Below are 14,131 nucleotides of genomic sequence, written 5' to 3'. Positions count from 1 at the left end.
GCTCAGCGCATCGCAGCAGCAATGCAGTTCCTGACCCTGGAGGAGAGCCATCGTGCCTCGTACCGTCAGGGACGTCGTCTTCGTCGACGGCGTCCGCACCCCGTTCGGCAAGGCGGGCCCGAAGGGCATCTACCACGAGACCCGTGCCGACGACCTCGTCGTGAAGGCGATCCGGGAGCTGCTGCGCCGCAACCCCGGACTCGACCCGAAGAAGATCGACGAGGTCGCCATCGCCGCGACCACGCAGATCGGTGACCAGGGCCTGACCATCGGCCGCACCGCCGGGATCCTCGCCGGTCTCCCGCAGTCCGTGCCGGGCTACTCCATCGACCGCATGTGCGCCGGCGCCCTGACGGCCGTCACCTCGGTCGCCGGTTCCGTCGCCTTCGGCGCCTACGACGTGGCCGTCGCCGGCGGTGTCGAGCACATGGGCCGTCACCCCATGGGCGAGGGCGTGGACCCGAACCCGCGGTTCGTCTCCGAGAAGCTGGTGGACGAGTCGGCCCTGTTCATGGGCATGACCGCGGAGAACCTGCACGACCGTTACCCGCAGATCACCAAGCTGCGCGCCGACGAGTACGCCGTGCGCTCCCAGGAGAAGGCCGCCAAGGCGTACGCCAACGGCAAGATCCAGGCCGACCTGGTGCCGGTCTCGGTCCGCCGCACCTCCCCCGAGGCCGGTGAGACGGGCTGGGGCCTGGTCACCGCCGACGAGCCGATGCGCCCGGGCACGACCCTGGAGAACCTCCAGGGCCTGAAGACCCCCTTCCGCGTCCACGGCCGGGTCACCGCCGGTAACGCGGCGGGTCTGAACGACGGCGCCACCGCCTCGCTGATCGCCTCCGAGGAGTTCGCGCGGGAGAACGGCCTCCCCGTGAAGATGCGCCTGGTCTCCTACTCCTTCGCGGGCGTGGAGCCGGAGGTCATGGGCTACGGCCCGATCCCGGCGACGGAGAAGGCGCTGGCCCAGGCGGGCCTGTCGATCTCCGACATCGGCCTGTTCGAGATCAACGAGGCCTTCGCCGTCCAGGTCCTGGCCTTCCTGGACCACTACGGCATCGCCGACGACGACGAGCGCGTCAACCAGTACGGCGGCGCCATCGCCTTCGGCCACCCGCTGGCCTCCTCCGGCGTCCGCCTGATGACGCAGCTGGCCCGCCAGTTCGAGGAGCAGCCGCACGTCCGCTACGGCCTGACCACCATGTGCGTCGGCTTCGGCATGGGCGCGACGGTCATCTGGGAGAACCCGCACTTCGAGGGGGACAAGTGAGCACCACCGCCGAGCTTCTCAAGCAGGCTTCCGAGCTGTTCCCGGACGAGGTCGTCACGAGTGCGCACGTACGCCACTTCGACCTCCCCCTCGGTGCCGGGCGCTTCGCCCTGATCACCCTGGACAACGGTCACGACCACACCAAGCCGACCACCTTCGGCCCGGCCTCGCTGGCGAACCTGAACACCGCCATCGACCAGGTCGAGAAGGAGGCGGCGGACGGCGAGATCATCGGCGTCGGCATCACCGGCAAGCCGTTCATCTTCGCGGTCGGCGCCGACCTCAAGGGCGTGGAGATCCTCAAGGAGTACGAGCACGCGCTCGCCATCGGCAAGGGCGGCCACGAGGTCTTCAAGCGGCTGTCCGAGCTGGCCGTGCCGACCTTCGCGTACTACAACGGCGCCGCGATGGGCGGCGGTGTCGAGGTCGGTCTGCACTGCACCTACCGCACCGTCTCCGCGGCCCTCCCGGCGTTCTCCCTGCCCGAGGTCTTCCTGGGCCTCGTCCCGGGCTGGGGCGGCTGCACACTGCTGCCGAACCTGATCGGCCCCGAGAAGGCCGTCTCGGTGATCATCGAGAACAGCCTCAACCAGAACAAGCAGCTCAAGGGCAAGCAGGTCTACGAGCTCGGGATCGCCGACGCGATCTTCGAGGGCGCGGACTTCCTGGAGCAGTCGCTGATCTGGACCGCCGCCGTCCTCAAGGGCGAGCTGGAGATCGAACGCCCGGTGATCGACCGCGGCGAGGCCTGGGACCAGGCCGTCGCCAAGGGCCGCTTCATCGCGGACTCCAAGGTGCACGGCGCCGCCCCGGCCGCCTACCGCGCCCTGGACATCATCGCCGCCGCCAAGAACGGCGACCTCCAGCAGGGTTACGACGCCGAGGACAGGGCCCTCGCCGACCTCATCATGGGCGGCGAACTGCGCTCCGGCATCTACGCCTTCAACCTGGTGCAGAAGCGCGGCAAGCGCCCCGCCGGCGCCCCGGACAAGTCCCTGGCCCGCCCGGTCACCAAGGTCGGTGTCGTCGGCGCCGGCCTGATGGCCAGCCAGCTCGCGCTGCTGTTCCTGCGCCGCCTGGAGGTCCCGGTCGTCCTCACGGACATCGACCAGGAGCGCGTCGACAAGGGTGTGGGCTACGTCCACGCCGAGATCGACAAGCTGCTCGGCAAGGGCCGGATCAACCAGGACAAGGCCAACCGCCTCAAGGCGCTGGTGTCCGGTGTGCTGGACAAGGCCGAGGGCTTCGCGGACGCGGACTTCGTCATCGAGGCCGTGTTCGAGGAGATCGGCGTCAAGCAGCAGGTGTTCGCGGAGGTCGAGGCGGTCGCCCCGGCGCACGCCATCTTCGCGACGAACACCTCCTCCCTCTCCGTCTCGGAGATGGCGTCGAAGCTGAAGAACCCCGAGCGGGTCGTGGGCTTCCACTTCTTCAACCCGGTCGCCGTCCTCCCGCTGCTGGAGATCGTCCGCGGCGAGAAGACCGACGACGCCTCCCTGGCCACGGCCTTCGCCGTCGCCAAGAAGCTGAAGAAGACCGCGGTCCTCACCAAGGACGCCCCGGCGTTCGTCGTGAACCGCATCCTGACCCGTTTCATGGGCGAGATCCAGAACGTCATCGACGAGGGCACCCCGGTCGAGGTCGCCGAGAAGGCCGTCGAGCCGCTCGGTCTGCCGATGTCGCCCCTGGTGCTGCTGGAGCTGGTCGGTCCCGCGATCGGGCTGCACGTCTCGGAGACCCTCAACCGGGCCTTCCCGGACCGCTTCACGGTCTCCCCGAACCTCGCGGCCGTCGTCAAGGCGGGCAAGCGCGGCTTCTACGTCTACGACTCCGGCAAGCCGGAGCTGGACCCGGAGGTCGCCGCGCTGCTGAAGCAGGGCGACACCGTCCTGACGGAGGAGCAGGTGCGCGAGCGCGTGCTCGACGCGGTGGCGCAGGAGATCGGCATCATGCTCGACGAGGGCGTCGTCGCCGAGGCCCAGGACATCGACCTGTGCCTCATCACGGGTGCCGGCTGGCCCTTCCACCTGGGCGGCATCACGCCGTACCTGGACCGCGAGGGTGTCTCCGAGCGCGTGAACGGCAAGAGGTTCCTGGCGCAGGGCGTCGCGAGCGTCCCGGCTTAACGCGTTATCCCTGAGGGGGGTGGGCGTACGGTGACAGTCCGTGCACCCGCCCCCCTCTCCGCATGCCGGGCGCCAACAGCGAGGGCATCGACCTCCAGCTCTTCCGCACCGACCACAAGAAGCTCAAGCAGTCCGACGACCGCTCCTTCTACGACGGGCCAGTTGGTGCCGGCAGTTCCCGTCGGGCCACGGCTGGACGCCCGGGGTCGCGGGCACCGCGTCGGCCGAGGCGAACGACACGTCCGTCTTCGTCCGCGGCACCCAGTCGGTGCGGGTGACCAGGAACGGACCGGGTCCGACGCGGGTCAGATCTCCCGCCAGGCCTCCAGGGCGAGCCCCGGCTCGTCCTTGCGCCGGGTGAGCAGCACGGTGCCCGTCGAGGGCGACTGGGAGGCCGCGACGACCTCCCCGTGCTCGTCGAGCGCCACCGACACCACGGTGTCCGCGGGCAGCCGGGGTCCGGACTCGGTCCACCAGGCACCGGCCGGCTCCTGCTCGGTGGGGTACGCGGCGAAGGCCACCCTGCCGCTCGCCGACCGCTGCGCGAGCACGGTGCAGTCGTGCCCCTCGATCTCACACCGTACGGCGGCGACCGGGCCGGGGCCGGCGGACGTGAGGAGGGTCGTCGGCTTCTCACCGGGACGCCAGGCGCACAGGTCGCCCGAGGTGTCGGTGAAGAAGAGGGTGGTGTGCTCGGCGGACGTGGCGAGCGCGCGCAGGGTGCCCGGGCGCACGGGTGCGTCGACACCCTCGGTCCGCACCGGCCGCTTCCCGTCCCCCTCCTGCCGCCAGTGCAGGATTCCGCCGGGGGCGGCGGCGTACAGCTCCACCAGCCCCGACTCCCCCGTCACGGCGGCCAACTCGCCCTCGACGTCGACCCCTTCGAGGTTCTGCCAGGAGCTCCAGCCGCCCTTGACCTTCTGGTTGCGCAGGCTGACCCCGCCGTTGCCGTTCCGGACGAAGACGTAGCCGCGCCCCGCGCCGTCGACGGCGACGGCCGGCGGGCCCGTCCGATCGCCCTTCCGGTCCGGGTGTCCGATCGGGACCCAGTCCAGGGCCGCGAGTCCGGGCCGGAAGTGTGTGGAGTGCACGAGCCCCGACTCCCCGGGCACGGTGGGCCGCCAGGCGGCCAGGTGGGCGTACCCGTCCGGGCCCTGGCCGATTGCCGCGCCCGGGTGCAGCTTCTGGCTGCCGCCGACGGTGCGGGGGACGTCCTCCCAGGGGCCGGCGGGGCCGCGTTCCGCACGGCACAGGACGGCGTCGCCGGAGGGCAGGTAGACGGTGAGGCGGCCGTCGCGGCCGCGGAGGAGCCAGTCGCCGTTCACCTGTTCACTTTATGCGGACGGCGGGGCCCGGCGCGCCGCCCGGCCCCGCCGTGCGGCCATCTGCCGTGCGACCCTGGCCACATGAACGCCCATACGCCTGTTCTGGTCGTCGTCGACGCGGCGAACGTCGTCGGGTCGGTGCCGGACGGCTGGTGGCGGGACCGCCGGGGTGCGGCACAACGGCTGCGGGACCGGCTGGCTGCGGAGGGGGTCCCCGCCGTCTCCGGCCCGGTGGAGATCGTCCTGGTGGTGGAGGGGGCGGCGCGGGGAGTGGAGTCCGTGCCGGGGGTACGGGTGTCCTCGGCGCCGGGCAGTGGAGACGATCACATCGTCGAGGTCGTCGCGGCGGCCGGCGACCGTTCGGTCCTGGTGGTCACGGCGGACCGGGAGCTGCGCAGGCGGGTCGGGGAGCTGGGGGCGGAGGTGGCGGGGCCGCGGACAGTTCGTCCCTAGGGGCTGGGCGTCGGGGGTGGCCGGGGGTCCGTGAAGGACGACGCAAGGAGACGTGTCCGAGGGGACATGTCGGGGGGCGTCCGCCCGCAGCGGTCGGCGCGTCAACGGGGAGTCGGTCGGCGTCCGACCCCGTCGCGCCGTTCCGAGGACGGACACCCCCCGGCGCGGCCCCGACTCACCCCCCGGCGGAAGGCGAAGCCACAGCCGCAGCCGTCTACGGCGTCGGCGTGCCACCACCCACGGTCGGCTGCTCCTCTCCCGGCTCGCGGCGCGCCAGGCGGCTGTGCGTGCGTCCGTACAGGAAGTAGAGGAGGAAGCCGGCGGCCATCCAGATGGCGAAGCGGACCCACGTCTCGGCGGGAAGGTTGATCATCAGCCACAGGGACGCGCAGACCGACAGGATCGGGATCACCGGCACCCACGGGGTGCGGAAGGCCCGGGGCAGGTCGGGGCGGGACTTGCGGAGGATGATCACACCGATGGCGACGACCACGAAGGCGAACAGCGTGCCGATGTTCACCAGCGCGGCGAGCTCGGTCAGCGGCGTGAACCCGGCGAGGATCGCGATGATCACGCCGAGCAGGATGGTCGGCCGGTGCGGCGTCTTGAACCGCGGGTGGACGCGCGAGAAGAACCGCGGCAGCAGCCCGTCCCGGCTCATCGCGAAGAACACCCGGGTCTGGCCGAGCAGCAGGATCATGCAGACCGTCGTCAGGCCGACCGCGGCGCCGAAGCTGATGAAGCCCGCGAACCACGGATGCCCGGTCGCCTTGAACGCGTCGGCGAGCGGGGCGTCGACGGACAGCTGGCTGTAGTGCTGCATGCCGGTGACGACGATCGACACGAGGACGTACAGCGTCGTGCAGATCAGGAGGGAGCCGAGGATGCCGCGGGGCATGTCGCGCTGCGGGTTCTTGGTCTCCTCGGCGGCCGTGGCCACGACGTCGAAGCCGATGAAGGCGAAGAACACGACCGAGGCGGCGGTGAAGATGCCCATCACGCCGAAGTTGGAGGGAGCCCAGCCGAACATCAGCTGGATCAGCGGGGAATCGAGACTGGAGCCGGCCTCGACGGGCTTCTCCTTCGGGATGAACGGGTCGTAGTTCTCGCCCTTGACGAGGAACGCGCCCGCGATGATCACGACGAGGACGACCGTCACCTTGATGGCGACGACCAGCGACGTGATCCGCGCCGACAGCTTCATGCCGAGCACGAGGATGCCGGTCAGGACGAGGACGAGCACGGCGGCCAGGATGTCGAAGCCGAAGGCGTCGGCGCCCTCCCGGCTGCCCAGGCCCGCGGGCATCTGCCAGCCCGCGTTGTCCATGAGTGACTGGATGTAGCCCGACCAGCCGACGGCCACCACCGCCGTGCCGAGCGCGAACTCCAGGACGAGGTCCCATCCGATGATCCAGGCGGGCAGTTCACCGAGGGAGGCGTACGAGAACGTGTAGGCGGACCCGGCGACCGGGACCGTGGACGCGAACTCGGCGTAGCAGAGGGCGGCCAGGGCGCAGGCGATGCCGGCCGCCACGAAGGCCAGAGCCGTCGCGGGACCGGCGTTGTCCTTGGCGACGGTGCCGGTGAGTACGAAGATGCCGGTACCGATGATCACACCGACGCCGAAGACGGTCAGATCCAGCGCCGACAAGGACTTCTTGAGCGCGTGCTCTGGCTCCTCGGTGTCGAGGATGGACTGCTCGACCTTCTTCGTCCGGAAGAGGGTACTGCTCACGGGGTACCTCCCACGCTTGTCGTCCTCGACATGATCGAGAGGGGGCACCATCCGTATGCCCTGGCAGGGGAGGATTCACGCCAATGGGCCGGTTTCACCACCCTTCACGGTGGTGAAACCGGCCCATTCAGCGGTGTCAGTCGCGCGCGGACTCCACGGCGTCCGAAGGGGAGCGGTCATAGCGGCCGTCGAGGCGGGCGACCAGCCCGGTCACCTGGCGGGCGATGTCCGGCGCGGTGAGCCCGATCTCGGCGAGGACCTCGGCGCGGGAGGCGTGGTCGAGGAAGCGCGGCGGGATACCGAAGTCGCGCAGCGGCACGTCGACGCCCGCGTCGCGCAACGCCTGGGCGATCGCCGAGCCGACGCCGCCCACGCGGCTGTTGTCCTCGACGGTGACGACCACGCGGTGCTGCTCGGCGAGCGGGGCCATGGCCTCGTCGACGGGCTTGACCCAGCGCGGGTCGACGACCGTCGTGGAGATGCCCTGCTTGTCGAGCAGGCCGGCGATCTCCAGGCACATCGGCGCGAGGGCACCGACGGAGACCAGCAGGACGTCCGGCCGGTCGGTGCCGGGCTCGCGCAGGACGTCCATGCCGCCGACGCGGCGCACGGCCGGTACGGCGGGGCCGACGGCGCCCTTGGAGAAGCGGACCACGGTCGGCGCGTCATCGACGGCGACGGCCTCCCGCAGCTGCGCGCGCACCTGGTCGGCGTCGCGCGGCGCGGCCAGCCGCAGACCGGGCACGACCTGGAGGATCGACATGTCCCACATGCCGTTGTGGGAAGCCCCGTCGGTGCCGGTGACCCCGGCCCGGTCAAGGACGAAGGTGACGCCGCACTTGTGCAGGGCCACGTCCATCAGGACCTGGTCGAAGGCGCGGTTGAGGAACGTGGCGTACACCGCGAACACCGGGTGGACGCCGCCGGTGGCCAGGCCGGCCGCGGAGACGGCGCCGTGCTGTTCGGCGATGCCGACGTCGTAGACCCGCTTGGGGAAGCGTTTGGCGAACTTGTCCAGGCCGACCGGCTGGAGCATGGCGGCCGTGATGGCGACGATGTCCTCGCGCTCCTCGCCGAGCTTGACCATCTCCTCGCCGAAGACGGACGTCCAGTCGGCGCCGGAGCTGGCGATCGGCAGGCCCGTGTCGGGGTGGATCTTGCCGACGGCGTGGAAGCGGTCCGCCTCGTCCTGGAGGGCCGGCTGGTAGCCGCGGCCCTTCTCGGTGAGGCAGTGCACGATGACGGGCCCGCCGAACCGCTTGGCCTTGGCCAGCGCGGACTCCAGGGCCTCCAGGTCGTGTCCGTCGATCGGCCCGACGTACTTCAGGCCGAGGTCCTCGAACATGCCCTGCGGGGCGATGAAGTCCTTCAGGCCCTTCTTCGCGCCGTGCAGGGTGTCGTAGAGCGGCCGTCCGACGACGGGCGTGCGCTCCAGGACCTCCTTGGTGCGGGCGAGGAAGCGCTCGTAGCCGTCGGTGGTGCGCAGCGTCGCCAGGTGGTTGGCGAGGCCGCCGATGGTCGGCGCGTAGGACCGCTCGTTGTCGTTGACGACGATGACGAGCGGACGGTCCTTGGCGTCGGCGATGTTGTTGAGCGCCTCCCAGGCCATGCCGCCGGTCAGCGCGCCGTCACCGATCACGGCCACGACGTGGTCGTCGCGCTCCAGGATCTGGTTGGCCTTGGCGATGCCGTCGGCCCAGCCGAGGACGGTCGAGGCGTGCGAGTTCTCGATGACGTCGTGCTCGGACTCGGCCTGTGAGGGGTAGCCGGACAGGCCGCCCTTCATCTTCAGCTTCGAGAAGTCCTGACGGCCGGTGAGCAGCTTGTGGACGTAGGACTGGTGGCCGGTGTCCCAGAGCACCTTGTCCTTGGGCGAGTCGAAGACCCGGTGCAGGGCGATGGTGAGCTCCACCACGCCGAGGTTGGGGCCGAGGTGACCGCCGGTCTTGGAGACCGCTTCGACGAGGAAGCTGCGGATCTCCTCCGCCAGCTGGTTCAGCTCCTCCAGGTTGAGCCGGTCCAGATCGCGCGGTCCCCTGATACGGGTCAGCAGCGGCACCCGTGCCTCCTTGCAGTAGAGCTGTTGCCGGGCTTGTCGAGTCTAATGTTCCGCCTTCGCGGGCGGCGCCGAGGCTGTGCGTCGTACGTCACGCGTTCGGCTCTACCCATGGTGCGCCACGCCTACGACACAGCTGTGCCCGGTACCTGAGAGGTACCGGGCACAGCGGGTGTCCGCCGGAGCTACGCGCGCCCTGCGGTCTTCTGCGTCTTACGGGTGACGGCGTCGATGACGACCGTGGCCAACAGCACACCACCGGTGATCATGTACTGCACCGGGGAGGCGATGCCCTCCAGCGCGAGGCCGTACTGGATCGACACGATCACGAGCACACCGAGCAGTGCGTTCCAGGTCCGTCCACGGCCGCCGAACAGCGACGTGCCGCCGATGACCGCCGCGGCGATCGCGTTCATCAGCAGGTCACCGCCGCCGGCACCCTGGTTGGCCGCGGCGATCTTCGAGGCGATGAACAGGCCGCCCACCGCCGCGAAGGTGCCGGAGATCGCGAACACCGAGATCCGGACCATCTCCACGTTGATGCCGGCCCGGCGGGACGCCTCGACGCTGCCGCCGAGCGCGAACACCTTCCGGCCGTACGCCGTGCGCCGCAGCACGAAGTCCGTGACCAGCAGCACCGCGATGAAGATCACCACGGCGAGCGGCAGGCCCTTGTACTGGTTGAAGACGATGGCGACGGTGAAGGCGAGCACCGCCAGCAGCACGGTCCGCACGATGGTCTCGCTCAGCGGCCGCGACGGCACACCGGCAGCCTCGCGGCGCCGGTTGCCGAGGAAGGAGCTGAGGAAGAACCCGGCGGTCACCACCGCGGCCAGACCGTACGCGGCGGCCACGTCGGAGAAGTAGTAGCTGGTCAGCTGGGCGACGACCCCGTCCGGGTCGAGGTTGATGGTGCCGTTGTCGCCGAGGATCTGGAGCATGAAGCCGTTCCAGAACAGCAGACCGGCCAGGGTGACGGCGAAGGCGGGCACGCCGATCTTCGCGAAGAAGAAGCCGTGCAGCACGCCGGCGACCGTGCCGGTGAGGATGGCCAGCACGAAGGCGAGCCACTCGTTCATGCCGTTGGTGACGTTCAGCACCGCGAAACTCGCGCCCGCCACACCGGAGACCGAGCCGACCGACAGGTCGATCTCGCCGAGCAGCAGCACGAACACGATGCCGACGGCGATCATGCCCGTGCCGACCATGGCGACGGACATGTCGGACAGGTTGCCCGCGGTGAGGAAGTTGGAGTTCAGGCTCGTGAAGATGAGCCAGATGATGGCGAGGCCGATGACGACGGGGATGGAGCCCAGGTCGCCGGACTTCATCTTCCGCTTGAACTCGCTGACGTAGCCCTTGAGGCCCTGCTCGCGCACCAGCAGCCGGGGGTCGACCACCGTGACGGCGGCCTTGGCCGCCTCGGGGTTCTCCACGACGTGGTCGTCCGGAGCCGCGGAGGTCTTGTCGATGCTCACTTGGAAACCTCCCCGTTCGTGCGCGCCGCACGGCGGGTCACGGCGTTGTCGGTGGCGCCGGTGATGGCGGAGATGATCTCTTCCTGCGAGGTCGACTTGACCTCGAAGACGCCGTTGTTGCGGCCGAGGCGCAGCACGGCGACCTTGTCCGCGACGGCCTTCACGTCGGCCATGTTGTGGCTGATGAGGATCACGGCGTGGCCGCGCTCGCGCAGCCGCTCGACCAGGTCGAGGACCTGCGCGGTCTGCTCGACGCCGAGGGCGGCGGTGGGCTCGTCGAGGATGACCAGCTTGGGCTCGCCGAGCATGGATCGGGCGATGGCCACGGTCTGGCGCTGACCGCCGGAGAGCGAGGCGATCGGGATGCGCACGCTGGGGATGCGGATCGACAGCGTGTCGAGCAGCTCGCGGGAGCGGCGCTCCATCTCCACCTCGTCCAGGACGCCGCGCTTGCGGATCTCCCGGCCCAGGTAGAGGTTGCCGACGACGTCGATGTTGTCGCACAGCGCGAGGTCCTGGTAGACGGTCGCGATGCCCAGGTTCTGGGCGTCGTGCGGCTTGTTGATCTGGACGGACCTGCCGTCCCATTCGATGACACCCTCATCGATGGGGTGCACGCCGGCGATCGTCTTGACCAGCGTGGACTTTCCGGCTCCGTTGTCGCCGACCAGGGCGACCACTTCACCGGCGTGGACCTCAAGCTCTACGTCGGTGAGCGCCTGAACGGCACCGAACCGCTTGGAGACCCCGCGCAACGCCAGCACGGGCGTAGCGGACACGTGAACCATCTCCTTCGCCGCCTGACCCGGCGGGAGGTTGTGCAGAAGGGGTGGGGAGGAGTGATCACTCCGGCGCCCCGCATAGCTTGCGGGGCTGATGTGGCGGGGCGCCGGAGGAACTCGGGGGCGGCCTGTCCCCGCACGGAGTCACGGGAGTCCGGTCCGGACTCCCGTGCCCTCAGGGGACGTGGCGGCTTCTTAGTTGAGGCCGATCTTGTCGCAGGCGGCCTTGTACTTGCCCGTGCAGATCTCGTTCACGGTGTAGATGCCGTCCTTGATGACGGTGTCCTTGATGTTGTCCTTCGTCAGCGAGACGACCGGGACGAGGACGGAGGGGATGGCCTTGGTGGTCGGGCTGTCGACCTTGTCCTTGGCGATCGAGTCGAGCGACTTGCCCTGGGCGAGGGCGACGGCCATCTCGGCCGCGACGTCCGCCTCCTGCGGGTAGGGCTTGTAGACGCTCATGTACTGCTCACCGGTGACGATGCGCTGCACACCGGCGAGTTCGGCGTCCTGGCCGGTGACGGGGATGTCGGCGATGCCGGCGGCCTTCAGGGCGGTGATGATGCCGCCCGCCATGCCGTCGTTGGCGGAGTACACGCCGACGATCTTGTCCTTGCCGAGGGCGGAGATGGCGCCTTCCATGTTGGAGTTGGCGTTCTCCGGCTTCCACTCCTTGGTGTCGTACTCGCGGCCGACCTTCACCTTGCCGTCGAGCACGGAGTGCGCGCCCTTCTTGAACTGGGCGGCGTTCGGGTCGGTGGAGGACCCGTTCATCATGACGATCTGGCCGTCCTTGGCCTTGTCACCCAGGGCCTTCAGCAGGGCCTCGCCCTGGGTCTTGCCGACGGTCTCGTTGTCGAACGAGGTGTAGGCGTCGATCGGGCCCTCGGCCAGGCGGTCGTAGGCGACGACGGGGATGCCCGCGTCCTTGGCCTTCTTCACCGAGCCGGCGATCGCCTTGGAGTCGACAGCGTCCACGATCAGCACGTCGACCTTGTTGGTCACCATCGTGTCGACCTGCTGGTTCTGCGTGCTGGCGTCCTGCTTGGCGTTGGCGTAGACGACCTCGCCCTTGCCGTTGGTGAGCTCCTTGACCTTCTCCTCGATGAGGGGGCGGTCGAACTTCTCGTAACGGGCGGTCGCGTTCTCGGGAAGGAGCAGGCCGACCTTGATGTCGTCGCCCTTCTTGGCGGACCCGGTGGAGTCGGCGTTGTCGCCCGACTCCTTGGCGCTGCCACAGGCAGCAAGCGAAACAGCCATCGCACCGGCGGCAATAGCGACAGCGGCGCGACGCATACGCGTGTTCACTTCAGAAACCTCCCTGACGAGGCCGCGACATTGCGGCCGAGGTGGCTGGAAGTCAACTCGGCCACACGTGCGACGTCAAGAAGTAAATCCTTAACGAGATGGCAACGGTGCCATCCGTTCTCTAAGTGAAGGCAGGAGTGACTGCCTTCAGCGCACTGGGAGCCGTCCCATCCAAAAGGGTCGAATCACCCATCTCGCTGAGGGCGAGGGCGAGCGCTCCGAGCACTTCCGCACGGCCTCCGAGAGCACCGGGGAGAACGGACAACTGGCGTGCCGCGCTGGGGATGGCGTAGCGGCCGACGGACTCCCGGATCGGCCCGAGCACCAGCTCACCGGCCTCGGCGAGATCACCGCCGAGGACCACGCGGCTCGGGTTCAGCAGGTTGCAGAGATTGGCCACTCCACTGCCGATGTGGCGGCCGACGTCGGCGATCACCCGACGGCAGCCCGGATCTCCGTCCCGCGCCAGCCGTACGACGCCCTCCATGGTCAGATCGGTGCCGTGACTGGACTGGAGGAGCGGGAGCACGTAGCGCGCGGCCGCGAAGGTCTCCAGGCAGCCGCGGTTCCCACAGCGGCAGACGGGGCCGGACTCATCGAGTGTAATATGCCCGATTTCTCCTGCGGTGCCGCCGGGGCCGCGGTAGATCTTGCCGCTGATCACCAGGCCGGCGCCGACGCCGCTGGCGACCTTGATGTAGGCCAGGTCGCGGACGCCCCGGCCGCTGCCCCAGACCATCTCCCCCAGGGCGCCGAGGTTGGCGTCGTTGTCCACGTGCACGGGGACGCCGAGGCGGCCGCGGAGTTCCTCGGCGGGCTTGGTGCCGGTCCAGCCGGGGAGGATCGCCGTCGAGCCGAGGGTGCCGGATTCGACGTCGATGGGGCCGGGGACGCCGAGGCCGACGCCGGCGATCTTGGAGCGGTCCACGCCGGTGGCTTCGATCAGGCGGGTGACCAGCTGTTCCGCGCGGTCGAAGCCCTGGGTCGACGAGGCGTCGACGTCCAGCGGCTCGGACTCCTCGGCCAGGACCTGGTGGGCGAGGTTGCCGATGGCGACGCGGAGGTGGGTGTGGCCGAAGTCGACGCCGATGACGATGCCGGCGTCGCCGCTCAGCGACACGCTGCGGGCCCTGCGGCCGCCGGCGGAGGTCGGCGTGACCTCGACGGTGCCGCCGTCCTTCAACTCCCGGACGATGTTGGAGACCGTCGCCGCGGACAGGCCTGTCGTCCGCGCGATCTCGGCCTGGGTGAGGGAGCCCGCCAGGCGCACGGCTCGTACGACCCGCTCCAGGTTGGCTCGGTGCAGCGATGACTGCGACCCCGGAGTCTCCACGACGACCTCCTGCGCACGGGGCCGCTTCGATGAGACCCCGTCTATGTCCAACTAGTGAACTCTAAGCTGAGCCGTTCGGGTTGCCTCCCGTCAAGAGGTTGAACTGATTCCGGGGTGTGCGCGGGTCGTCGCGGAGCGCTATGTGGGGGTACGCGCTTTCTGCCTGCGGCGGCCTGCGCGGCTGTTCGGGGGTACGCGTCTTCGCCTGCCGCCGGGTGGTGGGCCGGGGCCGCGCCGGGGGGTGTCCGTCCTCGGAACGGCGCGA

The 14,131-nt window shown here is 69.8% G+C and carries 10 protein-coding genes; 3 read left to right on the top strand and 7 right to left on the bottom strand.

The features are described from left to right. The first annotated feature begins 52 nt into the window (after nt 1-52). Nucleotides 53-1,270: an acetyl-CoA C-acyltransferase gene (locus GTY56_RS27670; RefSeq protein ID WP_161368030.1), complete on the top strand. Its 1,218-nt coding sequence runs from the start codon at nt 53-55 to the stop codon at nt 1,268-1,270. Beyond that, complete coding sequence (locus GTY56_RS27665; RefSeq protein ID WP_161368029.1) at nt 1,267-3,396, top strand: 3-hydroxyacyl-CoA dehydrogenase NAD-binding domain-containing protein; 2,130 nt, start codon at nt 1,267-1,269, stop codon at nt 3,394-3,396. The genes GTY56_RS27670 and GTY56_RS27665 overlap by 4 nt, the downstream gene beginning before the upstream one ends. A 305-nt stretch (nt 3,397-3,701) precedes the next feature. Here GTY56_RS27665 and GTY56_RS27660 read toward each other — a convergent pair whose 3' ends face one another. Beyond that, nucleotides 3,702-4,721 (bottom strand): PLL family lectin, encoded by a 1,020-nt coding sequence (locus GTY56_RS27660; RefSeq protein WP_161368028.1) that lies wholly within the window; start codon nt 4,719-4,721, stop codon nt 3,702-3,704. An 81-nt stretch (nt 4,722-4,802) separates the two neighbouring features. On the opposite strand from GTY56_RS27660, the gene GTY56_RS27655 reads away from it, so the two are divergent. Then, nucleotides 4,803-5,174 carry a PIN domain-containing protein gene (locus GTY56_RS27655; RefSeq protein WP_161368027.1) on the top strand — a complete coding sequence of 124 codons (372 nt, stop codon included), beginning with the start codon at nt 4,803-4,805 and terminating at the stop codon, nt 5,172-5,174. Nucleotides 5,175-5,388: 214 nt separating this feature from the next. On the opposite strand, the gene GTY56_RS27650 is transcribed toward GTY56_RS27655, so the two are convergent. From GTY56_RS27650 to rok7B7, 6 genes are all read right to left on the bottom strand, one after another. Further along, nucleotides 5,389-6,909 carry an amino acid permease gene (locus GTY56_RS27650; RefSeq protein ID WP_161368026.1) on the bottom strand — a complete coding sequence of 507 codons (1,521 nt, stop codon included), beginning with the start codon at nt 6,907-6,909 and terminating at the stop codon, nt 5,389-5,391. Between the two features lie 136 nt (nt 6,910-7,045). Then, the gene (gene dxs / locus GTY56_RS27645) at nt 7,046-8,968 is read right to left on the bottom strand and encodes a 1-deoxy-D-xylulose-5-phosphate synthase (protein ID WP_161368025.1); all 1,923 of its coding nucleotides are present in this window, start codon (nt 8,966-8,968) and stop codon (nt 7,046-7,048) included. A gap of 182 nt (nt 8,969-9,150) precedes the next feature. Next, nucleotides 9,151-10,443, bottom strand: a complete 1,293-nt coding sequence (locus GTY56_RS27640; protein WP_107453449.1) for a sugar ABC transporter permease — start codon at nt 10,441-10,443, stop codon at nt 9,151-9,153. Further along, entirely contained in the window at nt 10,440-11,231 is a 792-nt protein-coding gene (locus GTY56_RS27635; RefSeq protein ID WP_010033972.1) for an ATP-binding cassette domain-containing protein, read from the bottom strand. The genes GTY56_RS27640 and GTY56_RS27635 overlap by 4 nt, the downstream gene beginning before the upstream one ends. A gap of 189 nt (nt 11,232-11,420) precedes the next feature. Beyond that, complete coding sequence (locus GTY56_RS27630; RefSeq protein ID WP_161368067.1) at nt 11,421-12,521, bottom strand: ABC transporter substrate-binding protein; 1,101 nt, start codon at nt 12,519-12,521, stop codon at nt 11,421-11,423. Nucleotides 12,522-12,654: 133 nt separating this feature from the next. Then, a complete protein-coding gene (rok7B7, locus tag GTY56_RS27625; RefSeq protein ID WP_161368024.1) occupies nt 12,655-13,866 on the bottom strand; it encodes an ROK family transcriptional regulator in 1,212 nt (403 codons plus the stop codon). Between the last annotated feature and the right edge of the window lie 265 nt (nt 13,867-14,131).

The sequence above is a fragment of the Streptomyces sp. SID5643 genome (assembly GCF_009872555.1).
GTDB classification, from domain to species: domain Bacteria; phylum Actinomycetota; class Actinomycetes; order Streptomycetales; family Streptomycetaceae; genus Streptomyces; species Streptomyces iakyrus.
Note: the sequence above shows the minus strand (reverse complement) of the source record. Positions and strands in the feature narration are given on the sequence as shown.